This is a genomic window from Gloeocapsa sp. DLM2.Bin57 (assembly GCA_007693955.1).
GTDB lineage: Bacteria > Cyanobacteriota > Cyanobacteriia > Cyanobacteriales > Gloeocapsaceae > Gloeocapsa.
Map to the genome: position 1 here is coordinate 43,139 of RECR01000053.1, position 25,599 is coordinate 68,737.

Sequence of the window (25,599 nt, forward strand, 5' to 3'; positions counted from 1 at the left end):
ATAGCTTCTAAATAAAAATTAATGTTCAAAGATATCTTTATACTGCCTTAAATCTAAAGAAACAAATACAGGGATACACCCAAAGCATTGTTGTGCTAATTCCCAACGTCCCTCTCGTTTAAGCATGGCGGTTAATTTACGGGAAAGACTATGTAAATAGAGTACATCGTTACCTGCGTATTGTAATTGTTCAGGGGAGAGATTATCAGGGTTACCCCAATCGGAACTTCCCAAAGATTTATCTAACTCCACTCCTTCTAATTCTTGTACGAGACTTTTTAAACCATGACTAGAAGTGTAGGTACGAGCGAGTTTACTAGCAATTTTAGTACAGAAAATAGGTTGAGTTTCAATACCTAAACGATAACGTAATTGAGCTACGTCAAAACGAGCGTAATGAAAGATTTTGAGGATATGTTCAGCTTCGAGTAATTGTTTTAAATTGGGTGCTTCTTGTTGACCGATAGCGATGGGAATAGCGGTAACATTACCAGTAGAATCGCACAATTGTACCAAACAGAGGCGATCGCGCCCCAGATTTAAGCCCATGGTTTCCGTATCAATAGCGATCGCTTCGGAGTTAAGGTAGGAAGAGAGGATAGAGGGGGGTAAATCCCGTTCACAAACTTGCAAGTTAGCTAGAGACATAATTTAGGGTTTCAAAATAAATATCTGAGTAAAATAATACTTATCTTCGTCATCTTTAGCCACTCCTACACCTGTGAGATTAAAATCACCCACCATATTTTGCTGATGACCGGGACTATCAATCCAACCCTCTACAGCTACGGTAACTGGATCATCATAACCTTGATTATAAGCCACATTTTCAGCAACCCTACGATAAGGAATAGTAGAGGAGATGACCTCCACACGTTGTTCAAAACCATCATGACTAAAAGGTACAATCCCCCCTGCCATGTCTTGAGAATGAACTCTCGCCGCATTAGAGATATCCTCATTTAATTCTAAGGAATTCAACCCCAAAGAAGCGCGATATTGATTTACTTGTTCATGTACCGACAATTCTAGAGCTGAAAAGGATTGAGAGTAAAGAGGTTTACTCCAAAAAACCAATTGACAACTCAGCAACATCAGCAAGATAAACCTTAACACTGTTGCTCGAGGTATTTAGCTACGGTTTGTACATCCTTATCACCCCTACCGGAGCAATTAATAATAATGCGGGGATTACCAGTCAATTGAGGACAAAGAGTCTCTAGATAAGCAAAAGCGTGAGCGGTTTCTAAAGCGGGAATAATTCCCTCTAACTCAGCTACCCGTTGAAAAGCCGCTACAGCTTCCGAGTCAGTCACACTGTAATATTCTGCTCTGTGACTATCTTTGAGATAACTATGTTCTGGACCTACACCGGGATAATCTAAGCCTGCACTGATAGAATGAGGCTCTATGACTTGACCTTGTTTATCTTGTAATAGATAACTCATCGCACCGTGTAAAACTCCTGGAGTTCCTGCGGTGAGGGTAGCTGCGTGTTTGCCTGAAGCCACACCTTCTCCTGCTGCTTCTACACCGATTAAGCGTACCGTTGATTCATTAACGAACTCAGAGAATAACCCCATAGCGTTTGAACCACCACCGATACAAGCCAGGAGAATATCTGGTAACCCCCCCCATTTTTCTTGACATTGTCTGCGGGTTTCTTGACCAATAATGGCGTGAAAATCTCTAACCATCATGGGATAGGGGTGAGGTCCTGCTACTGAGCCAAGGATATAGTGGGTATGTTCTACATTGGTTACCCAATCGCGAATAGCTTGGGAGGTAGCGTCTTTGAGAGTACCTGTTCCCGCGGCTACTGGCTCTACCGTTGCGCCGAGTAATTTCATCCGAAAGACGTTGAGTTTTTGGCGTTCCATATCGTGAACACCCATATAAATGACGCACTCTAGCCCAAAACGAGCACAGACTGTAGCTGTAGCTACCCCATGTTGTCCTGCTCCTGTTTCAGCGATGATGCGTGTTTTACCCATGCGTTTAGCCAGGAGGACTTGAGCTAAAGCGTTGTTAATTTTATGAGCACCTGTGTGATTTAAGTCTTCTCTTTTGAGGTAGATTAATGCTCCTGAGCCGTCGGGACGTTGATAATGGGTGGAGAGACGCTCGGCAAAATAGAGAGGACTTGGTCTCCCTACGTAATCAGTTAGTAACTCGCATAATTCGTGTTGAAATTCGGGGTCATGTTGATAAGTTTTTAGCGCTGTTTCTAACTCTGCTAAAGCTGGTATCAGGGTTTCAGGTACGTATTTACCGCCGTATGGTCCAAAGCGTCCTAGTTCGTCGGGAACTTGGCTAGTTGTGGGGGAAATTGGTGTCAGGGTCACGGTTCTTTTAGTCTGATGATTTTATTTAGATTATTTTAAATGATTTAGTCGCGAGGGTGTAAATCACTCCGCGACTTTAAAGATTAACGTCTTCTGCTTCTGACTGGTGCTCTTCTAGTACCACTACTACCAAAACTACCACTTCTGGGACGAGTAGTGCTAGTTGGGGTATTGGTTTTTCTAGGTGTGTTAAGATCACTAGAGCCAAAACCACTACCACTAGATTTAGTTCCGCTATTGGTTCTAGTTGTGGTTGTAGTTGGGGTACGTTTGGCTGTTCCTGAAGTTCTTAAGACTTGACGATTCTTGACTACTGGTGGAGGACTATTGTGATTACTCTGATAATTCTGGACTGCTCCATCAAAGCTTGTACCTACACCACCATAACCTGTTAAAGGTCTTCCTGGTGTATAAACAGGTGGAACGTAGTAACGGGGTGCAAATAAGAGATTACCCACGACTTGACCTGCTAATGCACCTGCAAAGGGTGACCAGAAATTAGACTCTCGACGTACTATCACCGTTTCTTGTTGTCCTGTTTGAGGATTGGTTTGAGTTTCGGCGACGTTGTGATAGTATTCTATCTTGAAATCTTCCGTTAGGTACATCACTGGTTGGTTGTTATTCATCTCTAGATAGGTTTTTTCCCCATTGGCGATCGCTTCTTCGCTTAAACGCGCCATTTGTAAGTTAGCTGTCTGATAAATAGGGGGTTTTCCTGCTGGAGTGTTTAACAACATCAGGGTATAAATACCATCGACGTCGTCATAACTCGCTTGTTGAACGGGGTATTTTCCGTCTTCGAGTTGATTATTGAGTACTGCTGGTTTGTTACTACTAGTTTGTTGTACTTGATTCGATGGTCCTGAACTACAGGCGATCGTCGTCAAGCTTAGACTTAAGCATAGTAATAGGGTGATGATTTTACGAAACATAATTTTATAAGGGAATTAATTCGGGAAAGTTTAAGATTAGTTGCTCACTAGTCAACTCATCTCCTAGTTTAGCTGGTGAGAAGTGAACTTGAATCGCGCGATATCTGTTTTGATAGTTGAGGTTAATTAAGGTTTTTAACCCGTCTTCCATCGCGGAGATACTCGCTAAGTCTGTTTCTAGTTCCGCTACTTCTCCTTCTACCGCTACTGCGATCATAACAATTAAATTCTCGGTTACAGGAAGTGTGAGAAGTTCGTTTTCCTCTACTCCTCCAAAATCTGCGTCCGCTAAGTAACGCTGTGAAGAATCTGTAAATAGTTCGTTGATGTATTCTCCGGCTTCTCCTTCATTCCAGAAGACATCCCCTTCATTGGCTGCTGATTGCCAATATAACTTTTGTTGTAACAAGTTTTCGCAAATTTCCACTAGACATTCTCCTAATACTGCTAAATCTCCCTCTGCTGCTATAGCTGAGCGTGAAGCCTGATTTAATACACCTAGTATAGGAGCTACTTCTTGACCTCTGAGGTGGAGAAAGATGCGACACACCATATAACGAGTTTTTCCGGTTAGTCTGTTAAAGCGATCGCCTAATAAACCCATCTTTTTTACCTTCAATTACTCTACTGTTGGGTTCAGCATTGTACCCATAAAGAGTATTGTACCTGTTTGACGTTCCCCAATGGCGTAGAAAAAGGGGCGGTTTACCTCCATTATCGGTCCTACTGAAGTGGCACGTACTCCTATTGAAGTTACCGCTGCTGCTTCTGTTCCTTCTTCGTTAACTTCGATAAAGGTTTTGTGTTTAACGTTACTCACGTGGACTGGTTGTGTCGTCATAGCGTCAAAGTCGGCTTGTTCTGCGGAAAATGCGCGTTGCATCCCTAATTCTCTGAGTATATCTCCCATTTCTTGTTCATATTCTCTTTTAAATTTGGGTAAACTTATACTTATTTCTATTGGTCTCATTTGGGCTAACCATTGTTGCCAATTTTCAAGATTTAATAAGCTAATAAATTCATCTAAATTGCTTCCTTCAACAGGTAGAAAGATATACATATTCAGATTTTCTGTTTCTCCATAGGGGAGACTAATTGCTTGAAAATATTCGTTTTGTAAGTAAGCAAAATCACTCATTTGGGACATCATTTCTACACTTACTTCTTGAGCATCTGTGAGGTAAAATTCTCTCTGACTAGTATTTTCGGGATTAAATTGATAAGTCCAATCTCCTTTGAAATAAACCGCATTAATCAGAAATAATATCTCTTGAGGGTCAATACTATCAATAATTTCGCTGATTTTACCCGCTGTATTTTCATTCACCCAATTATTAATGGTTACCACCGCTTCTTGACTACTAAAGTCTAATTCGCTAATTTCAGCGTTATAAAAGGTTTGATTATTGTTTAAAAATTCTGCTTGAAAACTGAAACCTTCTTTTAACCATAAAGAATTGGCGATCGCTAGTTGCACTTGAGGATCAATATTTGTTAGAATCTCTCTGATTGTTTGATTTTGGCTATTGATTGTCTCTAGATCCAAATCTCTAGTATGTAAAACCTCTCTCATCTCTCTAGCGGTTTCTCCTGTAGCACCATTATAGAGCATTGAGAGAGCGAAACTCATACTAGAAGGGGAGATAAAAATATTCTCCTGTTGGTTATATTTCCAGAGTAAAGAGAATACATCAAATCCAAAGCTGTTATTTGCTTTGACTATCTCTTGAGTTGCAGTCATATTTTCTGTTTCTGACATAGTTGGTTGTGGTTGTACGGTTATCCCTACTATAGTTAACAATAGAGATAGTAGAAAAATGATTAGTGGCTTAGTCTTTTTAATCATAGCTATATCTTGAAAAGATTCTTTCATTTTAACTTATTTATGTTCTGGAAAATTCTCAAAATTATCGCTACTCTTAGTATGCTAGTTTCTGTGGCTATCATCATCACTTCTTTTGTTAATAATAGTCTGAATAATTACTACTTCTTTAAAGTGATAACTTTGCTAGCTATTATTGCTTTAGTAAGTCATTTTATTGAAGCTATTATCGCTTTTATTTATACTTATAATAAAGCTGATAACCCTTTAAAATTAGCCATATATACCTTTTTTACGGGGACATTAGGACTCAGGGAAATTTGGCGTGATTATGGTCAAAAGCAGATTAAAACCAACTGAAGATCTCGACTTTCATCAACGCTTCAATTACTCTATTGTTGGGTTCAGCATTGCACCCATAAATATTATTGTACCTGTCTGACGTTCCCCAATGACGTAGAAAAAGGGTCGGTTTACTTTCATCGTCATTGTGGGAGATTCTGTAAAACCTGTACTCACTATTATTGCAGTAACTGCAGCTGCTTTTGTTCCTTCTTCGTTGACTTCGATAAAGGTTTTGTGTTTAACTTTGTTGACATAGACTTCTTCTTTCGTCATAGCGTCAAACTCAGCTTGTATTTCTAAAAATGCGCGTTGCATCCCTAATTCTATGAGTATATTTTCCATGTCCCTGTTATATTCTATTGTAAATTTGGGTAAATATAGATTTACTTTTATTGGTCGCATTTGGGATAGCCATTGTTGCCAGTTTTCGAGATTTAACAAGCCGATGAATTCACCTAAATTGCTTTCTTCAGAAGGAAGAAAGATATACATATTCAGATTTTCTGTTGCTCCATAAGGGAGACTGACTGCTTGAAAATCTTCTGTTTCTAAGTAATAAAATCGACTTTTTTGAGACATCATTTCTACGCTTACTTCTTGACCATTTGTAAGGTAAAATGCTCTCTCGGTTGTTTTTTGGGGATTAAATTGATAAGTCCAATCTCCTTTAAAATAAACCGCATTAATCAGACATAACCTATCGATTGCTTCGTCAATCTCATCAATGATTTTTGTAATTTTACCCGCGGTATTCTCATTCACCCAATTGTTAATGGTTACTACTGCTTCTGGACTACTAAAGTCTAATTCGCTGATTTGAGCGTTATAAAAGGTTTGATTATTACTTAAAAATTCTGCTTGAAAACTGAAATCTTTTTTTAACCATAAAGAATTGGCGATCGCTAGTTGCACTTGAGGATCAATATCTGTTAGAATATCCCTGATTGTTTGATTTTGGCGATTGATCATCTCTAAGTCTAAATCCTTAGTATGTAAAACCTCTCTCATCTCTCTAGCGGTTTCTCCTGTAGCACCATTATAGAGCATTGAGAGAGCGAAACTCATACTAGAAGGGGAGATAAAAATATTCTCCTGTTGGTTATATTTCCAGAGTAAAGAGAATACATCAAATCCAAAGCTGTTATTTGCTTTGACTATCTCTTGAGTTGCAGTCATATTTTCTGTTTCTGACATAGTTGGTTGTGGTTGTCTGGTTATTCTTAATTAGGCAAATTACTATTAATATACATTACTTAGAAACGATTATACGTAAAGATAATTAAAGTAAGTTCTACAGGTTAATTATTTCTTGGCGATCGCCTAATTAATCCTAGGTAACAGAGATTACTTATAAAAGATGTTTACTAACTCTAGATTTAGATTTGAGCAATCCGATTCCCTTTAAACCTTCAGAATATTTAGGAATTACTGTTTGACGATTACCAAAACAACTAGGTCATCAAGATATAATTGATACTATTATTACATTTATCTTTGGTCTGCAAAAATCTGAAATTATCGGAAAGCTTTGGATTATTTAGCGAGGATTAGGATCTATCCAAAAGATAATTTACCTTGATTTGATTACTTGTTTACTCAAGGGATCTGTTATAATCGACTCCAAATCACTAATTAGTTAATGAGTATGTCTAATCTGCGTCAACAGAAATCTCGGGATAAATCAGTAATCGTAGTTGATTTCAGAAAGAATCAAAAAGTTAAAACCATTTCCCAACCGAAACAGTTACCCCTTGAGCTAAAATTATTAATATTTTTACAGAAAAGTTCCTCTATTTGCTCTTTACTATTAGTTACCGCAGCTTTAGCTATATTTGGTTTAACCGTGAGAATTCCGGAAAAGTGGAACACAGAGTATAGAAGGCTGACGACTCTACAACGTCAAGAACGTCAGCTAACTACTACTAATGAAATTCAAAGAAGTGAACTACTCCGACAAAAAGAAAGCCAAAATAATAGTTTAGTCTATCCTACACCAGAACAAGCCTTATTTTTATCTATTTCTCCTCTAGAAAATAATCCAGAGTCAATCACTCAACAGTCTAATCCTGTGGATATGACAATCATTAAAGATTCTCCTTTAGCGTATTAATCTATGAGTTATTTGAAAAAATCTCATCACAAGTCAAGAAAACTAAGATTAGTTTCTAATCATCCTCCCAAACGAATAAAAAAATCTGTAGCAAAAAGAACTTATCCACTCAGATTAAGACTAGTTTGGGGTATATTGCTCGTAGCTATTGTCTTACTTGGGGTGAGGTTATATTATTTACAAATTATACAAGGAGAAGAATTAGCCACAAAAGCTAAACAACAACAATTAACCTCTTTAACTCCTTATACTCCTAGAAGACAAATAGTTGATAGAAATAATAATGTTTTAGCAACAGATGAGTTGCACTATACCTTATATATTCATCCTAAATATTTTAGCGAAACTCCTGAAGAAGTTGCCGAAAAAATAGCGACTATTCTTCCTGAACAAACTCCTAGTGAATTAGTAGAAAAATTCCAAACCAGACCAACAGGTATTAAATTAGTAGATAATTTACCTGAACATGTAGCGGAAGATCTCAAAGCTTTGAGATTGAATGGAATTGATTTAAATCAAGAATATAGAAGGTTTTATCCCCAGGGAAATACCATAGCTGAAGTTGTAGGTTACGTTGATAGAGCACATCAAGGACAAGCGGGAATAGAAAATAGTCAACAACGAATTATTAGCAGTAATATTGCTCCTGATAGATTGACGGTTAGAAGAACAGGAGAAGGTTATATTATTCCTGCAGAAATACCCGCAAATTTCTTAACAGTTGATGATTTAAGGTTACAATTAACCATAGATTTAGGGTTACAAAAAGTAGCCAGAACAGCCCTACAAAAACAAATAAGACGTTATAATGCTAAAAGAGGGACAGTATTAGTAATGGATGCTCAAAATGGAGCACTATTGGCTATGGTGTCTGAACCAACTTACGATCCTAATAATTATAGTAAATATCCCGTAGAATTATTCAGAAATTGGGCTGTTACAGATTTATATGAACCTGGTTCAACCTTTAAATCAATTAATGTGGCGATCGCCCTAGAAATGGGAGTCATTCAACCTGATACGAGGATATACGATGCAGGTAAACTCGAAATAGATGTTTGGGAAGTAAGAAACCATGACTATCAAGAAAAAGGGGCTAATGGTATTCTCAGTATCACCGAGATTCTCGAAAAATCTAGTAATGTGGGTATGATCGAAATCATGAAACGTATCCCCCCCCAAGATTTTTATAGACAACTAGAAAATTTAGGCTTAAAAACTAATGTAGGGGTAGGTTTACCCGGAGATACACCAGGACATCTTAAACCAGAAGTAGAGTTTTTTAGTCACGAAATCGAACCAGCTACCGCTTCTTTTGGTCAAGGTTTGTCTCTAACTCCCTTAAAATTATTACAATTAAATGGGATTTTAGCTAATAATGGTGTGATGGTTACCCCTAGAGTGGTTAATGGTTTAGTAGATAGTCAGGGTAACTTACATTGGCAACCTAACTATAATGAGAAACGGATTTTTTCTCCTACAACCACTCAAGCTGTCTTAAAAATGATGGAAAGTGTGGTAGAAGAAGGTAGTGGCTTTGCAGCACAAGTACCAGGTTATCGCATCGCTGGGAAAACAGGTACTTCTCAAAAAGCCGTACGCGGAGGTTATGATCTTAGTGCAAAAATTACTAGTTTTGTGGGGATTATACCCGTTAGTTCACCTCGATATGTAGTTTTAGCGGTGGTAGATGAACCCAAGGGACATAACACTTTTGGTAGTACAGTAGCAGCGCCAATCGTGGGAGAAGTAATGCAGTCATTAATAGCGATCGAGGGTATTCCTCCCGATGGTGAGTTAGAAACCCCCTAAAAACCATTGTGTACCAGTAAACATATAGTAACTGCCAGTGAGAATTAGTGCTACACTACCTAAGCGGATAATTATCAGAAAAATGGGTTTAAAACCCCCTCCTTGGCAGAGGGCTTTACTTTTTCATTAATCTATGTTAGACTGGTTTAAGCTAAAGGTCAAGCATAAGATGATAGTTGACGAGTTCAAACTCTTTAGCCAAACCTAGCCAATATAAAGCTATTGACGAAGCTATTCCTATAGGTCAATTCATCCAAAACAAGTGTTTACGTTACTGGATGGATAATAAAGGTGTTAACAAATATGACCTATAAAAGTAAGTAGGCAACGTAAAGAGCACGCAAAAAGACTAGCGCGCTGCGTAATCCTGTCTAATGATTTGGTAGCCTATGAAGATTTAAAAGTGCGTAATCTGGTTAGAAATCATAAACTAGCTAAATCTATTAATGATGCAGGATGGTATCAATTTAGAGTTTGGTTAGAATATTTTGGGACTAAGTTTGGTAAAATAACTGTAGCAATGATGCCACATTTTACAAGCCAAAACTGTTCTAATTGTGGAGAAAAGGTAGAAAAAAGTCTATCTACTAGAACTCATAAATGTCCTCATTGTAAATATATCGCTGATCGTGATGAAAACGCTGCTATCAATATATTACAAAGAGGATTAAGTACGGTGGGGCACATCGGAACTAACGCTTGGGGAGAGGAGACCCCTACTCTGGTTGAAGCAATTCTGTCAGAGCAAGTCACTTCATTGAACCTTTGAATCCCCACCCTAAAAGGATGGGGAGTGTCCAATTGATTGCTAAGCTGTAAAATACTTAGCTGCGGGATGATAAGTAATAATCGCTGTGGTAGATTGTTCGGGATAGATTTGCTCACTTTCATCCATGTACATATTAATGCGATCGCAGCCTAACAACTCTAACTGACGATATTGATCCTGAATATTTGGACAAGCGGGGTAACCGAAGCTATAGCGCGAGCCTTGGTAGCGTTGCTGTAGCATATCCTTGATATTATCTGGTTCATTAGCCACGAAGCCCAACTCTCGACGGATAAGGGAGTGTGTCCATTCTGCTAAAGCTTCTGCGGTTTGTACCGCCATACCGTGATAGTAGAGATAATCGCTATACTCATTAGCTGCAAAGAGTTTTTGAGCGTATTCTGTGGCTACTTCTCCTACGGTTACTGCTTGCATAGGGAAGACATCCACTAGACCACTTTCTTTAGGTGCAAAAAAGTCAGCGATACAGAGACGACGTCCCGATTTTTGTCTGGGGAAGGTAAAGACGGCGATTGGTTCTAAATCTGCTGAAAAACCTTTATTTTGGACTATTTCAGGTTCATAGATCAACAGAGAGTTACCCTCAGATTGACAGGGAAAATAACCATAAATAACCGTAGGATGAAGAATATTTTCAGCGACAACTCTTTGTTTCCAATCCTCTAAAAGGGGGTAAACCTTGTCGGCGAGGAATTGATCGTATTCTGCGCGTGATTGTTCCTTGGGTTTACGGAATTGCCATTGACCTGCGATTAAAGCTTGTAAGTCTAGATACCAGAAAATCTCCTTTAAATCGAAATCAGCAGGAGATAGTACCTTTGTTCCCCAAAATGGCGGTGTAGGACGTGGTATATCTACCTCTACTGCTTCAGAACGTTTGGTATCTATTACTGTCTCTGTAGATGACTCTGAGGTAGTAGTGGTTGAGTCTTCGGTTTGATCTTCTTCTACTAATTGTCTAGCGTTATTAATCGCGTATTCTCCGAGGAATCCTTCTGAATCTGACCATTGACTCTCATGTTTAGCTGGCATTAATTTATCCATAAAGTGTAGGTCACTGAAGGCGTCTTTACCGTAGATGACTTGACCTTTATAGGTTTTACGACAGTCTTCGTAAACGAATTTAGGGGTTAAAGCAGCACCACCGAGGATAACTGGTACAGTGATACCCCGTTCGTTGAAGACTGCGAGGTTTTCTTTCATAAAGGCTGTGGATTTAACCAAAAGTCCACTCATAGCGATACAGTCAGCCCCATGTTCTTCGTAAGCTTGAATAATATTTTCTACGGGTTGTTTGATACCAAGGTTAATTACTTCGTAACCATTATTACTGAGAATGATATCTACGAGGTTTTTACCGATATCGTGAACGTCTCCTTTAACCGTAGCGATGATAAATTTACCCTTACTACTATTATCAGCTTTTTTCTCCATGAAAGGTTCTAGATAAGCTACCGCTGCTTTCATAGTTTGGGCTGATTGCAGTACAAAGGGTAATTGCATTTGTCCTGAGCCGAATAATTCCCCGACTACTTTCATCCCATCGAGGAGGAAAACGTTAATAATATCTAGGGGTGGATATTGTTCTAAAGCTTTGGCAAGGTTATCTTCTAGTCCTTGACGTTCCCCATCGATAATGTGTCGTGTTAGTTTTTCTTCTAGGGGTAAATGTTCGTCTCCGGATTTATCTCGTTTAGTGGTTTTACCTGCGAATACTTCTGTTAGTTTGGTTAGGGGGTCATAAACACAGATATCACCTTCAAATTTACGGCGATCGTAGATTAAATCTCGACAAATTTGTTGATGTTCTGGTTCTATTTTAGCTACAGGAAGGATTTTATTAGCGCTGACGATCGCTGCGTCCATTCCTACCTGCATTGCTTCGTAAAGAAATATTGAGTTAAGTACTTGACGGGCCGCCGGGTTTAAACCGAAGGAGATGTTAGAAACACCCAAAACAATATGACAGTCGGGTAATTCTTTTCTGATTTTAGCGATCGCTTCGATGGTTGCTTTGCCGTTTTCTCTATCTTCTTCTATCCCTGTGGAGATTGGTAAAGCTAGTGGGTCAAAAAACACCTCGTGTCCTGGTATTCCGTAGGCTGTAGCTGCTTCATAAGCTCGTTTAGCAATCTCAAATTTTTTCTCGGCTGTACGAGCCATTCCTTCTTCGTCAATCGTTCCTACGACGATACCTGCGCCGAATTGTTTAGCTAATTCTAAGACTTTATAGAAGCGTGGCTCTCCATCTTCGTAGTTGGTAGAATTAAGGATACATTTCCCCCCTGCTACTTTCAACCCTGCTGCCATTTTTTGCCATTCTGTGGAGTCTAGCATCAAGGGTAAGGTCACGTTATTAACCAACTTTGAGGCTAACTCGTGCATATCTTTTTCTCCATCCCGTCCTACGTAATCTACGTTGACGTCAAGGATATGAGCACCTTCTTTGACTTGGGCTTTAGCTAGGGAGACTAAACCATCCCAATCTTCGGCGTTAAGAAGGTCACGACATTTTTTTGAACCACTAGCGTTGAGTCTTTCTCCGATGATCAGGAAGGAGTTATCTTGAAGATAATTTTGGGTGGTATAAATCGATGCTGCTGCTGGTTCGTAGTGATAATGGCGTTGTTTGGGGGTAAGGGTTTTACTCATTTCCACGAGTTGACCGATATGTTCTGGTCTTGTTCCACAACAACCACCGATTACTTGTACTCCTAAGTCTTCGATGAAGTGCATCAACGCCATGCGTAGCTCCATAGGAGTTAATCTGTAGTGAGCCTGTCCGCCTACGTTTTCTGGTAATCCTGCGTTAGGGATACAGGAGACGATAAAGGGAGAGTGTTCAGAGAGATATTTGATATGTTCTTTCATCTGCTCTGGACCTGTGGCGCAGTTTAGACCGAGAATATCGATAGGATAGGGTTCAAGTATGGCTAAAGCTGCGTTAATTTCTGAGCCTACGAGCATTGTTCCCATTACTTCCATGGTGATAGACACCATCAAAGGAAGGCGATCGCCTTTTTCGGCGAAGACTTCTTCAATCGCGTTTAAAGCTGCTTTGATTTGCAGAACATCTTGACAGGTTTCTACGAGCAATAAATCTACTCCACCATCGTATAATCCTCTTGCTTGTTCTACATAAGCGTTTTTCAGGGTATCAAAGTCGATATGTCCGAGGGTAGGTAATTTAGTTCCCGGACCCATTGAACCTGCTACAAACCTTGGTTTTTCTGGGGTAGAGTATTCTGTTGTTAGTTTTTTGGCTAATTGAGCTGCTGTTTTGTTAAGATAATAAGCTTGATCTGCGAGATCGTATTCTCCTAAGACTAGATGTGTTCCCCCAAATGTATCAGTTTCAATCACATCTGCGCCTACTTCTAAAAATGCCCTATGAACCTGAGCGATCGCTTCTGGTTTAGTATGTACTAAATATTCGTTACACCCTTCGTATTCAGGACCACCAAAATCTTCTGCTGTGAGGTTTTGAGATTGTATAGAAGTTCCCATCGCTCCGTCAAAGACTAACACGGGACGATTAGGTTTATGAAGATGATTGAGAAAAGCACTATTCATAGGGAAACAGCTTAATTTATCTTTATTTAAATTTTTAACATATTTTCTTAATTTTTAGCTATATTCCTTGGTGGATAGTTTTAACCCATTTGAGACGTTTTGGTCTTATTGACATCCGCATAATAGTACTTGGCATGACTATTAACCAATGTAACATATAAATCATCCCTTTATATATTTGCCAAGTAATCGCCATTAGAAAGGAGAAAGTCACGGGTTGTTGTTGACGACGAATGCGAATCAATCCCCATAACATACTCCAACAAGACATAGAAATTAGTAGAGTACTCAATGGTGCAAAAATGGGGGGACGATGACGTAAAATTACCATCATTAAATCTGGTATGGCTGCTGTGGGTAATAAATACTGAAAGCCAAAAAAGAGCATTAAATCGAGTTTTTTAGCTAAACTTAGCCTTTTACTAGCTAGGAAACGCCAATAGTCCAGATAACGTTGATATCCTCCTTCTGCCCATCTATTACGTTGATGCCAAAGGGCGATCGCTGAAGTTACTCCTTCTTCTCCTACTGCGGGATAGGGTAAAAAACCAATATCCCATTGTTCTAAATGTAGTCTGATGGTTAAATCTAGATCATCGGTGATGGTTTCTTCGTTCCAACCTCCACAGCTTTCTAAGGCGCTACGACGCACGAATTGACCATTACCTCTTAATTCTCCCATTCCTCCTACTGCTATGCGTTGTTGTTGTAAATAACTATCTAGGACCATTTCCGTATCTTGTCCTTGAGTCCAGAAGTTAAATTCAGCGTTGGTGATACTTTTGCGCACTTGTACTGCACCTATACTCTCTGTCTTGAACATGGATGTTACGTAAAGTAATAAGTCTGGGGAAACTTGTGCATCAGCATCAAAAACCCCGATAATTTCACCACGACAACGGGGTAAAACCTGATTGAGTGCGCCTGATTTACCACCACCTGCACCAGGAAGACGATGTAAAACCTTGAGTTGTGGGGATTGTTGGGCTATTTGGTCGAGAATTAAACCAGTGCGATCGCTACTTTGGTCATCCACTACCCAAATCTCATATTTATCTTGAGGGTAGTTGAGTTGCAATAACATCTTAACTAAATTAGCGATAACGGCTTCTTCGTTTTTAGCGGCAATTAGTAGAGATACAAAGGGTGCTGCTGCTAACTCTGATTCAGCAAGGGGTTGGGGTAATTCTTCTGGTTCAGCTAAAATTAAATTAGCTAGTCTCATCAGAACTATAGCACTCAAAAGGAGGATTAACCAATAACCCCAGGAGATTAGATGAAGGGTAATGGTTACTGTTGAAACTAAGATTACGGTAAAGGCGGCTTTTTTTCTTCTACCCCCTAAACCATCAAAAAAAATATTGTCAGACCATTCCGATAGCACCGAAGTTATCGAGTCTATACTTTGATTATCCTCTTTTTCTGACCAGTACTCTGACATAATTAATTTAAATGGCTAAATTTGTCTTTATTCTAACTAATTTGCTCAAGCTTGAATATAACTGACATAATATAATGATTTTGAGTTTAGCTATTTCCTATAATATGTTCACAATTGGCATTACGATTACAGCGATCGCCCTCGGTGCGATTCTCTGGGTAGAATTGGTCAGAGATACTTATCATTTTATCTCTCATTACTGGCAACCTCTGTACCGATTACATAATTGGCATCATCGCGTTTTTCGTCCAGATTTATCGGTGATTAATGAGACAATTTATCGTCAAGCACAATGGTATAATGATGTCCCTGAGTCTCTGGTGATGTTGTGCTTGAGTTTATTACCCGTGTGCTTAGCTTATCAGTTTTCTAGGTCCTATGCTTGGGTAAGTTGGTTAGGTACTATCTATACTTTGAGCTTTTTAGCAGGGGCGATCGCTAGGGGTAGCGGTATCTCTTGGGCTAATGAAATCACCGATATTACTCATCTTCCTGGTGAATTTAGGACTACACCTGGTAACTTGTTTGTTAATCGACCCTATCATTGGCGTCACCATTTTGATAACCAAAAAGCCTATTATTGTGGTACATTGACAATATTTGATAAGTTAATGGGAACAGCACTATCTCTGAAAGGAAAAACCATCGCGGTAACTGGAGCATCAGGATCTTTAGGACAAGCTTTACTTAAACATCTACACCAAAAAGGAGCAAAAGTAATCGCTCTGACTTCCAAAACACAGACAATAGAGATAGAAACACCTGAAGGGAAAATACCAATTAATACTATCACCTGGCAAACAGGTCAAGAAGCAGAATTATTACCTAGTTTAACTAAAGTGGATATTCTGATTATTAATCACGGTGTTAATGTCCATAGTAGTAGAGATAGTGAGGCGATCGCTTGTTCCTATGAAGTTAACGCTTTTTCGGGATGGCGTCTGTTAGAACTGTTTTTGACTACGGTGAAAACTAATCAAGATAAAGCGACTAAGGAAGTCTGGATTAATACCTCAGAAGCTGAAAGTCTCCCCGCTTTTAGTCCTCTCTATGAATTGAGTAAACGCACTATGGGAGATTTAGTCACCCTCCGTCGTCTCGATGCACCCTGTATCATACGTAAATTGATTTTAGGACCATTTAAAAGCAATCTTAACCCCATTGGGGTGATGTCAGCAGATTGGGTAGCTAAACAAATTGTCAATTTAGCTCAACGAGATATCCGCAATATCATTGTTACTATTGACCCACTTACTTATCTAGTTTTCCCGATTAAGGAATTTTGCCAATCTACTTACTTTAAACTATTTACCAAAGGATAAATATGCGTATCGGTGTCCCCAAAGAAATCAAAGATCAAGAATTCCGCGTTGGTTTGACCCCAAGTAGCGTTAGAGTCTTAACAGACCTTAACCACCAAGTCTATATCGAAACAGACGCAGGTAAAGGCGCAGGGTTTCCTGATGCAGAATACGCTAGTTCAGGTGCAAAAATAGTCTCTGTAGATGAGGTTTGGTCTCAAGAATTGATCGTTAAAGTCAAAGAGCCTTTGCCTAGTGAATATGATAGATTACATTCAGAACAAATCCTGTTTACTTACCTTCATTTAGCTGCCGATCGCACTCTGACTGAACATTTAATTAAATCGGGAGTAACGGCGATCGCCTATGAAACCGTGACTCTACCCGACCGCAGATTACCATTACTGACACCAATGAGTATCATAGCGGGAAGACTAGCGGTACAATTTGGCGCGAGATATCTAGAAAAACAACAAGGAGGAAGTGGAGTACTTTTAGGGGGATTTCCCGGAGTACGTCCAGGTACAGTAGTCATTCTCGGTGGTGGTGTCGTGGGTACAGAAGCTGCTAAAATGGCGATCGGTATGGGTGCACAAGTAAAAATCTTGGACGTTAATGTCGATCGCCTCGCTTATCTAGAGAATCTCTTTGGTTCTAGAGTAGAATTACTCTACAGTAGTCCTGCTCAAATTGAAGAAGTTGTTCCCCATGCTGATTTACTTATTGGTGCAGTCTTAATTTTAGGACGTCGCGCACCTATTTTGGTTAAGCGTGAATTGGTTAAACAAATGCGCCCAGGTTCAGTTATTATCGACGTAGCGGTAGATCAAGGGGGTTGCATAGAAACCCTGCAAACAACCTCCCACAGTAAACCAACTTATGTAGAAGAAGGCATTGTACATTTTGGAGTACCTAATATGCCTGGTGCTGTACCTTGGACAGCTACTCAAGCACTCAATAATAGTACTCTCCCCTATGTGGTTAAATTGGCTAACCAGGGTTTAGAAGCTTTAACAACTGATAAAACTCTCTATGAGGGTTTAAACGTGCAAAATCACTCTTTGATTCATCCTGCGGTTAAGGAGGTTTTTCCTGATTTGTAACTGTAAAACATGATGATTAGGTATATACCTAGACAAGTGGTGCTATATTATATAAATAATACTATTAGCGCTGAAGTTAGGATATGCCAACTTTTCAAATACTTTGTCTAGCTAATTCTTATAAATGTCAGGGAAGATGTATCGCGGGTTTACGTCAAGATGGTTTAGGATGGATTCGCCCAGTTTCTACTCATCTTCATGGTACTTTGTTTGCCGAAGAATATCAATTACCTCATCAACAAGAACCGAGATTATTTGATATACTGGAAATTGATTTTATCAAACCTTTACCCGAGTTACATCAACCCGAAAATTGGCTAATTAGTAATAAACCTTGGCGTTTGGTTACTAGTTGCCAATATTCTTCTCTCTCTGAGAAACAACGCTTAACCAGTTTTCTCGAACATCTGGCTACCCCTAAATCTTATATTTTTAATAGCTTTGAGGATAAAATATCCTATAATCATATATTAAAGAATCCTCTGAAATCATCCTTAGTCATCGTTAAACCAGAAAATCTCAGCTTTAAAATTTCTACCAATGATAAACGTAAAATAAAAGCAAGTTTTGATCTCAAAGGATCTCATTATCATTTAGCTGTTACTGACCCAATTTTTCTCAAAAAAATACTGTATTTCTCTGATGGTGATTATCCCGTAGAAGAGTTATCTTTACCTAATTTTAATTCAGAACATATTTTCTTGACGATTAGTTTGGGTGAACCTTATCACGAATATTGTTATAAACTTGTAGCTGGAGTTATCTCTATTTGGTAAATTAAGAACATGAATACAATCTATACTATTGGACACAGTAATCTAAGTTTAGCTGAATTTCTCAATCTGCTTAAACAACACCATATAAGGGCGATCGCTGATGTCCGTTCTCATCCCTATAGTCGTTATTTACCCCATTTTAGCCAAAAACCTTTACAAGAACAATTATTACAACACCAGATTAATTATGTATTTTTGGGCAAACAATTAGGGGCTAGACCAACTAATTCTGATTGTTATGTTAATGGTAAAGCTGTTTATAGTCAGATAGCTAAAACAACAGAGTTTAAGCAAGGAATCCAAGAGTTATTAACTTTAGCTGCTACCAATAAAACCGCGATTATGTGTTCAGAAAAAGACCCCATTAATTGTCATCGCGCTATTTTGATTTGTCAACATCTCAAGTCTTATAACCTCGAAATTGTGCATATTTTGAGTAACGGTAACCTAGAAAATCATCAGGATTTTGAAAGTAGATTACTAGAACATACTAAATTAGTGAAAAATAGCTTACAATTAAGTTTATTTGACCATTTTCAGGAAGAATTACTGCAAAAAGCTTATCAGAATCAAGGTGAAAAAATTGCCTACAAAGAAAAATAAGATTAATCTATTTACGATTGGTTTTACTCAAAAAACAGCCCAAGATTTTTTTCAGTTATTAATTAATAATAAAGTCCAGAAACTTATCGACGTTAGGCTAAATAATGTCTCCCAATTAGCGGGTTTTACTAAGAAGAAGGATTTAGAATACTTTTTAGCAGCGATCGCCGATATTCAATATGAACATAACCTAGATTTAGCGCCAAATCAAGAGATTTTAAGCGCTTATAAAAAAGTCCATAAGGATTGGTCTATTTATGAACAACAATTTATTAAGTTAATAACTCAGCGTCAAATTGCCACGAAATTATCACTCTCATCATTAGCTAATAGTTGTTTATTATGTAGTGAATCTTTACCCCTTCATTGTCATCGTCGTTTGGTAGCAGAATATTTACAGTTACATTGGGGGGATATTAAGATTATTCATCTTTAGTAAAAATGAAATAATTATGATTAATTATTAGTGCTATAATCAAGGTCAAAAAACATTTAAATATAGATAAATGCAATCAGAAACAATATTGTTATTGGGTTTAGGTTTATCCGCTGATGCTTGCGCGGTAGCCTTGACTAGTGGTTTAATGATACGTAACCTCAAACTGTCCAAAGCTTTGAAAATAGCGCTTTTTTTTGGTATATTTCAAGCAGGAATGGTAATCTCAGGTTGGGGGATTGGTTTGAGTTTTCGAGAGTTAATTTCTGCTATCGGAGGTTGGATCGCTTTTAGCTTATTAACCTTTTTAGGGGGTAAAATGATCTATGAAGCTATTAAAAAAGATGAAGAGGAAGAGAGATTTAATCCCTTAGATAATCAAGTTTTAATAGTTTTAGCGATCGCCACTAGTTTAGACGCTTTAGCTGCGGGGATTACCTTATCCTTGTTACAAGTGTCTATCTTAACAGCGGGAGCGTTAATTGGAATAATTACCTTTTCCCTATGTTTAATAGCTGTATTTTTAGGTCATAAATTTGGTCATCTCTGGAAGAATCAAGTAGAAATCACAGGGGGAATAATTTTAATAGCTATCGGTTTAAGAATTCTTGTAGAAACGATTTAAAGCAAAAAAGGGCGCAGAAACGCCCTAGATATTATATTTCGTCTTCGGCAAAATCCATGGAGTTATCTTCTGTCTCATCGTCACTATCACTAGCAACTAGGGAATTAATATCTAATTTAGACTTAACTTCTTGTTCCACTTCTTCTACCATTTGGGGATTTTGTTCGAGGTAATTGACAGCGTTATCTCTACCTTGAGCGATATTATCACCTTGATAACTATACCAAGCTCCCTTACGGATAATCACGTCTGTTTTTTCCGCTAAATCTAATAAACAGCCAATCCGAGAGATACCGTGTCCAAAGATAATATCAAATTCAGCGATGCGAAAAGGAGGGGCTACTTTATTTTTAGCTACTTTAACTTTAGCGCGGATACCATATTCACCCTCGTTACCTTTTTTGAGAGTTTGAATGCGACGGATATCTAGTCTGATAGAGGCGTAGAATTTAAGGGCGTTTCCTCCCGTTGTGACTTCTGGGTTACCATAGGTTACACCAATTTTTTGACGTAACTGATTGAGAAAAATGACTGTACAACCAGATTTACCGATATTACCAGCGATTTTACGTAGGGCTTTACTCATTAACCGAGCTTGTAAACCTACTTGTGTATCACCCATTTCCCCTTCGATTTCAGCCCGAGGTACTAAAGCTGCTACCGAGTCAATTACTACTAAATCCACAGCTGCCGATCGCACTAATTGATCGACTATTTCTAAAGCTGCTTCTCCCGTATCTGGTTGAGCTACAAGGAGATTAGCTATATCTACACCCAAAGCTTCTGAATAAGTAGGATCTAAAGCGTGTTCAGCATCGACAAAAGCTGCAACTCCTCCTGATTTTTGGACTTCGGCGATCGCGTGTAAAGCTAGGGTGGTTTTTCCCGAACTTTCTGGTCCATAAATTTCGATAATACGACCTTTCGGGAGACCACCACCTAGGGCTAAATCTAGGGTTAAAGCGCCGCTAGGGATGGTTTCTACGCGCATTTGCACCGCGTCCCCTAGACGCATAATTGCGCCTTTGCCAAAATTGCGCTCAATTTGATTTAGTACTAAATTTAGAGCTTTTTCTTTATCGGGATTGTTACTCAAGCTGCTGCTAGCCATTAATTCCTCAACAATTATTGCCTATGATGGGATTCAGGTACTCTTGGCAGTGGTTAAACTAGTACAAAAGTACCTATTTATTTTAGCTTTTTTTTTCTTTACTTTTGTGCCTATGTAGAAATATTACATAAAACTTAATCTTTGTGTTGTACAATCAAGACACAACATTGGGCATGATGGACGACATAGTTACTAACACTACCTAAAAACAGTTCCATTAAAGCTGTACGTCCTCTTCTACCAATGAGGATTAAATCAGCTTGCCATTTTTCAGCGACTCGACAAATAGTTCTCCCAGGGATTCCTGGTACTTGTTGATACTCTACCTTAACTCCTGAAGAGGTTGCTTCTTGAGCCAAGTTTTGCAAAGTTTTTAGACCTTTTTGTTCAAATTCTTGCCACTGTTGACGCCAAGTTTCCATAGTATAGTCATTCCCCACCGCGGGATAAATTTCGGTTAAATTCGGGGGAATAGCTAAAGGACTATCTTCGTCTTCAGGTGACAAAACGTGTAATAACATCACATCGGCTTGATACGCTTTAGCTAAAGATAGTCCACGGGCTAAAACCTGAGTATTTATTGCCGATAAATCGATAGAGACTAAAATTTTTTTATACATACTAGCTAATCTAAAAGCCACCAAGATTATAGTATAGCGCTACTTGACAAGGGAAGAGGGGGGAGAGGGGAGAGAGGGGAGAGAGGGGAGAGAGGGGAGAATTCGGAATAACCCCTAACCCCTAAAACCTAACTCTTTATTCAACTAATCTCAGTAAATGTTAATCTAGTAACAGCAGTCAATTTGCTATCTAGAGGAATTTAACATGATCGTTGTGATGAAAGTTGGTTCTCCTGAGACTGAAATCAACCGTATTAGTCAAGAATTCAGCGATTGGGGATTAACACCAGAAAAAATCGTCGGTAAGCATAAAGTAGTTATCGGCTTAGTAGGGGAAACCGCGAGTTTAGATCCCCTGCAAATACAAGAAACTAGTCCCTGGATCGAAACAGTGTTAAGGGTAGAACAACCCTTTAAACGCGCTAGTTTAGGATTCCGTCACGGTGAATATTCAGACGTGGTTGTACCAACACCCGCAGGTGTGGTAACTTTTGGTAAAAATCACCCTGTGGTTATAGTAGCTGGTCCTTGTTCAGTGGAAAACGAGGAGATGATCGTAGAAACAGCTAAACGGGTAAAAGCTGCAGGCGCACGTTTTCTGCGTGGAGGTGCTTATAAACCCCGGACTTCTCCCTATGCTTTCCAAGGACACGGTGAAAGCGCACTCGGTTTATTGGCTGCTGCTAGAGAAGCTAGCGGTTTAGGTATTATTACAGAAGTAATGGATACCGCTGATTTAGAGAAAATCTCTGAGGTAGCAGATGTGGTGCAAGTTGGCGCGAGAAATATGCAAAATTTCTCTTTGCTGAAAAAAGTCGGCGCTCAAGATAAACCTGTACTGCTTAAAAGAGGTATGTCAGCTACTATTAATGAATGGTTAATGGCGGCTGAATATATCCTGGCTGCTGGTAATCCTAATGTTATTCTCTGTGAAAGAGGTATTCGTACTTTTGACAGAGAGTATGCACGTAACACTTTGGATTTAGCGGTAATTCCTGTACTGCGCAATCTCACTCACCTACCCATTATGATTGACCCTAGTCATGGTACAGGTAAGGCAGAATATGTGCCTACTATGGCTATGGCTTCTGTAGCTGCAGGTTGTGATGCTCTGATGATAGAAGTACACCCTAACCCAGCTAAAGCTCTATCTGATGGACCTCAATCTCTTACTCCCGCGGCTTTTGATCAATTAGTACCTGAGTTAGCAGTAATTGGGAAAGCGGTTAAACGTTGGTCGGATCTCCCCGTTTTAACTCACTAAATGCTTTAATTTTTTAGCTAGGGACGCAAATCAAAGCGCCCCTATTATTATATTGCAATTATCTTTTTCATGACTCTATCACAAGCTTTAACTACACTACCTCGTAATTGGAGTAAGCAATTAATTAAAACGATCGCTGATCTCAAATTAGCTATTATCCTTTTGTTGGCGATCGCTATAGTCAGTATTACTGGTACAGTGATTGAACAGGGAGAATCCCTAGCATTTTATCAGCGTAATTACCCCGATGACCCGGCCTTATTTGGTTTTCTCACCGCCAAGGTTATCCTACAACTAGGATTAGACCACGTCTATTCTACTTGGTGGTTTATCGCTTTGTTATTACTATTTGGTAGTAGTTTGACTGCTTGTACCTTTAATCGTCAAATACCTGCTCTCAAAGCTGCTCGTAATTGGCAATTCTATCAAAAACCTCGCCAATTTCAAAAATTAGCTCTCAGCGTAGAATTAGATAAAGGTTCTCTAGATAGTTTACTCCCTCTGTTACAACAACAGGGTTATCTCATTTTTCAAGCAGAAAACGCCCTTTACGCTCGTAAGGGTATTATAGGGCGCATTGGTCCGATTATTGTCCATATCGGTATCCTCATCGTCTTATTAGGGGGAATCTTTGGCGCTTTTACAGGTTTTCTCGCCCAAGAAATGATTCCTAGTGGCGAAACTTTTCAAGTCAATAATATCTTTGCTGCGGGTAGATTCGCTAATAACAGTATCCCCAAAGATTGGCAAGTAAAAGTTAATCGCTTCTGGATTGATTATACCTCTGGTGGGGAAATAGACCAGTTTTACTCTGATTTGTCCGTAGTTGATAATCAAGGTGAAGAACTTAAACGAGAAACTATCTACGTTAATAAACCCCTACGTTACGATGGGGTAACCTTTTATCAAACTAATTGGTCAATCTCTGGGGTAAAAGTACAACTCAATAATAGCCCCATTTTTCAACTACCTATGGCTACCTTAAATACCGATAATCAAGGGCGTCTCTGGGGAACTTGGATACCTACTAAACCTGATTTAAGTGAGGGTGTATCCCTAATCACTAAAGACCTCCAAGGCACAATGTTAGTATATGGTGTAGATGGTCAATTGATTGGTGCTATTCGCCCTGGTATGAGTATGGAAATAAACGGCGTTAATCTCAAAGTCCTTGAATTAATCGGCGCTACAGGTTTACAAATTAAAGCAGATCCAGGTGTTCCCATCGTCTATACTGGTTTTGCCCTGTTAATGGCAGGAGTAGTCATGAGTTATTTTTCTCACGCTCAAATCTGGGCTTTACAACAAGGCGATTACTTTTATCTCGGTGGTCGCACTAATCGCGCTTTGGTTAAATTTGCCCAAGATTTTGAAGATTTGGTGCAAAAATTATGAAAAAAAGAGTAACCCTGACTTTTGCTCAAAGCTTGATTCAAATGCCTGTTGCTTATCGTTTGGCTAAAGATTTTAACGTCGCCGCTAATATTATTCGCGCACAGGTTACCCCTAATCAGGTAGGTACTTTGGTTTTAGAATTATCTGGCGTTGTCGATGAGTTAGAGGCAGCTATTGAATGGATGCGATCGCAAAATATTAAGGTTACTCTCGCCCAAGATGAAATTAGAATTAATGAGGATGCTTGTGTTGATTGTGGACTTTGTACAGGTGTTTGTCCTACCCAAGCATTAGTATTAGATCCTGATACTTTTCGTCTCAAATTCTTTCAACTTCGCTGTGTTGTTTGTGAACAATGTATCCCCACTTGTCCTGTTCAAGCAATCAGTACTAATCTTTAAACCTTATGATCGAAAAACTAAAAGATGAAATCAGTAAGATTGGCTCTCTTGCTTTATTTTTCTTAATTTGCTTTGGTTATATTCTCTTAATAATCAAGCTTTTTTTGGCAGAGTATAATGTTGATGTCTATGTTTTTTCTAAAGTAATTATTAGTGCCTTAGTTGCTGCTAAAGCTGTGGCTATTATGGATATGACATCTCTACTCAACCGTTATTCTGATTCACCTGGTTATATCCGTGTTCTCTATAAAACAGCAATCTATACCCTGGCTGTATTAATTATTTTGGTTATTGAAAATCTTTTTCATTCCTATAGGGAAACTAAAGGGATTGAAACGGGATTAAAATTATTTTTGGATACTCGTAATTTAAGTCATTTTTTAGCTATAACTTCATGTGTATCAGTTGTTTTCTTAATCCATAATATTTTCCAAGAAATTGACCAGTATTTAGGGAAAGGAAATTTACTTAAGTTGTTTTTTAATAAAGAGAAAAGGTGATTAGGTTTTAGGTTTTAGGTGTTCTCCCCATACCCCAAACTCCCTAGGGCGCTTTCAATCGGCGCCCCTACACTCCCCTATTGCCTATGTTTTGTCAAATATCCTCGTTAATCTCTGACCAAGATTTCATAACTAAATCAGCGATAATATATTTAGCTTAACCGCGAGAAGCCTCAAGCTTTATTTTCTCAAATAAGCGTGAGATGAATCGCGTCCTTATTTATTTTATTTCATCTTGATTCTGTATATAAGTTTTAAGGGTTGAAATAGTAACACCACCACAACTAGCCA

At 38.8% G+C, this 25,599-nt stretch carries 24 protein-coding genes and 2 pseudogenes; 15 read left to right on the plus strand and 11 right to left on the minus strand.

What is annotated here, in order from left to right; genetic code table 11:
* Positions 1-18: 18 nt before the first annotated feature.
* From EA365_05020 to EA365_05045, 6 genes are all read right to left on the minus strand, one after another.
* Positions 19-648 (minus strand): ribonuclease D, encoded by a 630-nt coding sequence (locus tag EA365_05020; protein ID TVQ46648.1) that lies wholly within the window; start codon positions 646-648, stop codon positions 19-21.
* A 3-nt stretch (positions 649-651) separates the two neighbouring features.
* Positions 652-1,095: a CAP domain-containing protein gene (locus EA365_05025; GenBank protein TVQ46649.1), complete on the minus strand. Its 444-nt coding sequence runs from the start codon at positions 1,093-1,095 to the stop codon at positions 652-654.
* A gap of 14 nt (positions 1,096-1,109) precedes the next feature.
* Positions 1,110-2,345: a tryptophan synthase subunit beta gene (gene trpB / locus EA365_05030; GenBank protein ID TVQ46650.1), complete on the minus strand. Its 1,236-nt coding sequence runs from the start codon at positions 2,343-2,345 to the stop codon at positions 1,110-1,112.
* Positions 2,346-2,428: 83 nt separating this feature from the next.
* On the minus strand, positions 2,429-3,280 hold the full coding sequence (locus tag EA365_05035) for a hypothetical protein (GenBank protein TVQ46651.1): 852 nt from the start codon (positions 3,278-3,280) through the stop codon (positions 2,429-2,431).
* 4 nt (positions 3,281-3,284) lie between these two features.
* Entirely contained in the window at positions 3,285-3,884 is a 600-nt protein-coding gene (locus EA365_05040; GenBank protein ID TVQ46652.1) for a DUF1517 domain-containing protein, read from the minus strand.
* 15 nt (positions 3,885-3,899) lie between these two features.
* Positions 3,900-5,126 carry a serpin family protein gene (locus tag EA365_05045; protein ID TVQ46670.1) on the minus strand — a complete coding sequence of 409 codons (1,227 nt, stop codon included), beginning with the start codon at positions 5,124-5,126 and terminating at the stop codon, positions 3,900-3,902.
* Between the two features lie 39 nt (positions 5,127-5,165).
* Here EA365_05045 and EA365_05050 point away from each other — a divergent pair, with 39 nt between their 5' ends.
* Positions 5,166-5,462 (plus strand): hypothetical protein, encoded by a 297-nt coding sequence (locus tag EA365_05050; GenBank protein ID TVQ46653.1) that lies wholly within the window; start codon positions 5,166-5,168, stop codon positions 5,460-5,462.
* A 27-nt stretch (positions 5,463-5,489) separates the two neighbouring features.
* On the opposite strand, the gene EA365_05055 is transcribed toward EA365_05050, so the two are convergent.
* Positions 5,490-6,641 carry a serpin family protein gene (locus tag EA365_05055; GenBank protein TVQ46654.1) on the minus strand — a complete coding sequence of 384 codons (1,152 nt, stop codon included), beginning with the start codon at positions 6,639-6,641 and terminating at the stop codon, positions 5,490-5,492.
* A gap of 451 nt (positions 6,642-7,092) precedes the next feature.
* Here EA365_05055 and EA365_05060 point away from each other — a divergent pair, with 451 nt between their 5' ends.
* From EA365_05060 to EA365_05075, 4 genes and pseudogenes are all read left to right on the plus strand, one after another.
* The gene (locus tag EA365_05060; GenBank protein ID TVQ46655.1) at positions 7,093-7,557 is read left to right on the plus strand and encodes a hypothetical protein; all 465 of its coding nucleotides are present in this window, start codon (positions 7,093-7,095) and stop codon (positions 7,555-7,557) included.
* 3 nt (positions 7,558-7,560) lie between these two features.
* Complete coding sequence (locus EA365_05065; GenBank protein TVQ46656.1) at positions 7,561-9,369, plus strand: penicillin-binding protein 2; 1,809 nt, start codon at positions 7,561-7,563, stop codon at positions 9,367-9,369.
* Between the two features lie 176 nt (positions 9,370-9,545).
* Positions 9,546-9,680 (plus strand): annotated as a pseudogene (locus EA365_05070) (transposase).
* Between the two features lie 5 nt (positions 9,681-9,685).
* Positions 9,686-10,138: pseudogene (locus EA365_05075) on the plus strand (transposase).
* 39 nt (positions 10,139-10,177) lie between these two features.
* Here the strand turns inward: EA365_05075 and metH are convergent.
* Complete coding sequence (metH, locus tag EA365_05080; protein TVQ46657.1) at positions 10,178-13,732, minus strand: methionine synthase; 3,555 nt, start codon at positions 13,730-13,732, stop codon at positions 10,178-10,180.
* A gap of 58 nt (positions 13,733-13,790) precedes the next feature.
* Positions 13,791-15,176 carry a glycosyltransferase family 2 protein gene (locus tag EA365_05085; protein ID TVQ46658.1) on the minus strand — a complete coding sequence of 462 codons (1,386 nt, stop codon included), beginning with the start codon at positions 15,174-15,176 and terminating at the stop codon, positions 13,791-13,793.
* A 101-nt stretch (positions 15,177-15,277) separates the two neighbouring features.
* Between EA365_05085 and EA365_05090 the strand changes: the two genes are divergently transcribed.
* From EA365_05090 to EA365_05115, 6 genes are all read left to right on the plus strand, one after another.
* Positions 15,278-16,495: a bifunctional sterol desaturase/short chain dehydrogenase gene (locus tag EA365_05090; GenBank protein ID TVQ46671.1), complete on the plus strand. Its 1,218-nt coding sequence runs from the start codon at positions 15,278-15,280 to the stop codon at positions 16,493-16,495.
* Positions 16,496-16,497: 2 nt separating this feature from the next.
* Complete coding sequence (gene ald / locus EA365_05095; protein ID TVQ46659.1) at positions 16,498-17,577, plus strand: alanine dehydrogenase; 1,080 nt, start codon at positions 16,498-16,500, stop codon at positions 17,575-17,577.
* An 83-nt stretch (positions 17,578-17,660) separates the two neighbouring features.
* The gene (locus tag EA365_05100; protein ID TVQ46660.1) at positions 17,661-18,353 is read left to right on the plus strand and encodes a hypothetical protein; all 693 of its coding nucleotides are present in this window, start codon (positions 17,661-17,663) and stop codon (positions 18,351-18,353) included.
* A gap of 9 nt (positions 18,354-18,362) precedes the next feature.
* A complete protein-coding gene (locus tag EA365_05105) occupies positions 18,363-18,956 on the plus strand; it encodes a DUF488 domain-containing protein (protein TVQ46661.1) in 594 nt (197 codons plus the stop codon).
* Positions 18,937-19,392 (plus strand): DUF488 domain-containing protein, encoded by a 456-nt coding sequence (locus EA365_05110; GenBank protein ID TVQ46662.1) that lies wholly within the window; start codon positions 18,937-18,939, stop codon positions 19,390-19,392. Before EA365_05105 ends, EA365_05110 begins: the two co-directional genes overlap by 20 nt.
* 70 nt (positions 19,393-19,462) lie before the next feature.
* Positions 19,463-20,017 carry a manganese efflux pump gene (locus EA365_05115; GenBank protein TVQ46663.1) on the plus strand — a complete coding sequence of 185 codons (555 nt, stop codon included), beginning with the start codon at positions 19,463-19,465 and terminating at the stop codon, positions 20,015-20,017.
* Positions 20,018-20,048: 31 nt separating this feature from the next.
* Here EA365_05115 and recA read toward each other — a convergent pair whose 3' ends face one another.
* Positions 20,049-21,128: a recombinase RecA gene (gene recA / locus EA365_05120; GenBank protein ID TVQ46664.1), complete on the minus strand. Its 1,080-nt coding sequence runs from the start codon at positions 21,126-21,128 to the stop codon at positions 20,049-20,051.
* A 134-nt stretch (positions 21,129-21,262) separates the two neighbouring features.
* Positions 21,263-21,748: a universal stress protein gene (locus EA365_05125; GenBank protein ID TVQ46672.1), complete on the minus strand. Its 486-nt coding sequence runs from the start codon at positions 21,746-21,748 to the stop codon at positions 21,263-21,265.
* A 205-nt stretch (positions 21,749-21,953) separates the two neighbouring features.
* Here EA365_05125 and aroF point away from each other — a divergent pair, with 205 nt between their 5' ends.
* The 4 genes from aroF (at position 21,954) to EA365_05145 (ending at position 25,308) form a co-directional block, all read left to right on the plus strand.
* Positions 21,954-23,012 carry a 3-deoxy-7-phosphoheptulonate synthase gene (gene aroF / locus EA365_05130; GenBank protein ID TVQ46665.1) on the plus strand — a complete coding sequence of 353 codons (1,059 nt, stop codon included), beginning with the start codon at positions 21,954-21,956 and terminating at the stop codon, positions 23,010-23,012.
* 69 nt (positions 23,013-23,081) lie between these two features.
* Complete coding sequence (locus EA365_05135) at positions 23,082-24,407, plus strand: cytochrome c biogenesis protein (GenBank protein TVQ46666.1); 1,326 nt, start codon at positions 23,082-23,084, stop codon at positions 24,405-24,407.
* Positions 24,404-24,808 carry a ferredoxin gene (locus EA365_05140; GenBank protein TVQ46667.1) on the plus strand — a complete coding sequence of 135 codons (405 nt, stop codon included), beginning with the start codon at positions 24,404-24,406 and terminating at the stop codon, positions 24,806-24,808. The genes EA365_05135 and EA365_05140 overlap by 4 nt, the downstream gene beginning before the upstream one ends.
* 8 nt (positions 24,809-24,816) lie before the next feature.
* A complete protein-coding gene (locus tag EA365_05145; protein ID TVQ46673.1) occupies positions 24,817-25,308 on the plus strand; it encodes a hypothetical protein in 492 nt (163 codons plus the stop codon).
* Positions 25,309-25,599: the final 291 nt, after the last annotated feature.

What these genes read in the sequence shown, in the direction of transcription:
- EA365_05025 (TVQ46649.1), bottom strand. Translation starts at nt 1,095, where the DNA reads ATGTTGCTGAGTTGTCAATTGGTTTTTTGGAGTAAACCTCTTTACTCT.
- metH (TVQ46657.1), bottom strand. Translation starts at nt 13,732, where the DNA reads ATGAATAGTGCTTTTCTCAATCATCTTCATAAACCTAATCGTCCCGTG.
- EA365_05140 (TVQ46667.1), top strand. Translation starts at nt 24,404, where the DNA reads ATGAAAAAAAGAGTAACCCTGACTTTTGCTCAAAGCTTGATTCAAATG.
- EA365_05135 (TVQ46666.1), top strand. Translation starts at nt 23,082, where the DNA reads ATGACTCTATCACAAGCTTTAACTACACTACCTCGTAATTGGAGTAAG.
- EA365_05020 (TVQ46648.1), bottom strand. Translation starts at nt 648, where the DNA reads ATGTCTCTAGCTAACTTGCAAGTTTGTGAACGGGATTTACCCCCCTCT.
- EA365_05055 (TVQ46654.1), bottom strand. Translation starts at nt 6,641, where the DNA reads ATGTCAGAAACAGAAAATATGACTGCAACTCAAGAGATAGTCAAAGCA.
- EA365_05050 (TVQ46653.1), top strand. Translation starts at nt 5,166, where the DNA reads ATGTTCTGGAAAATTCTCAAAATTATCGCTACTCTTAGTATGCTAGTT.
- EA365_05045 (TVQ46670.1), bottom strand. Translation starts at nt 5,126, where the DNA reads ATGATTAAAAAGACTAAGCCACTAATCATTTTTCTACTATCTCTATTG.
- recA (TVQ46664.1), bottom strand. Translation starts at nt 21,128, where the DNA reads ATGGCTAGCAGCAGCTTGAGTAACAATCCCGATAAAGAAAAAGCTCTA.
- EA365_05115 (TVQ46663.1), top strand. Translation starts at nt 19,463, where the DNA reads ATGCAATCAGAAACAATATTGTTATTGGGTTTAGGTTTATCCGCTGAT.
- EA365_05125 (TVQ46672.1), bottom strand. Translation starts at nt 21,748, where the DNA reads ATGTATAAAAAAATTTTAGTCTCTATCGATTTATCGGCAATAAATACT.
- EA365_05105 (TVQ46661.1), top strand. Translation starts at nt 18,363, where the DNA reads ATGAATACAATCTATACTATTGGACACAGTAATCTAAGTTTAGCTGAA.
- EA365_05035 (TVQ46651.1), bottom strand. Translation starts at nt 3,280, where the DNA reads ATGTTTCGTAAAATCATCACCCTATTACTATGCTTAAGTCTAAGCTTG.
- EA365_05060 (TVQ46655.1), top strand. Translation starts at nt 7,093, where the DNA reads ATGTCTAATCTGCGTCAACAGAAATCTCGGGATAAATCAGTAATCGTA.
- ald (TVQ46659.1), top strand. Translation starts at nt 16,498, where the DNA reads ATGCGTATCGGTGTCCCCAAAGAAATCAAAGATCAAGAATTCCGCGTT.
- EA365_05065 (TVQ46656.1), top strand. Translation starts at nt 7,561, where the DNA reads ATGAGTTATTTGAAAAAATCTCATCACAAGTCAAGAAAACTAAGATTA.
- EA365_05100 (TVQ46660.1), top strand. Translation starts at nt 17,661, where the DNA reads ATGCCAACTTTTCAAATACTTTGTCTAGCTAATTCTTATAAATGTCAG.
- EA365_05040 (TVQ46652.1), bottom strand. Translation starts at nt 3,884, where the DNA reads ATGGGTTTATTAGGCGATCGCTTTAACAGACTAACCGGAAAAACTCGT.
- aroF (TVQ46665.1), top strand. Translation starts at nt 21,954, where the DNA reads ATGATCGTTGTGATGAAAGTTGGTTCTCCTGAGACTGAAATCAACCGT.
- EA365_05090 (TVQ46671.1), top strand. Translation starts at nt 15,278, where the DNA reads ATGTTCACAATTGGCATTACGATTACAGCGATCGCCCTCGGTGCGATT.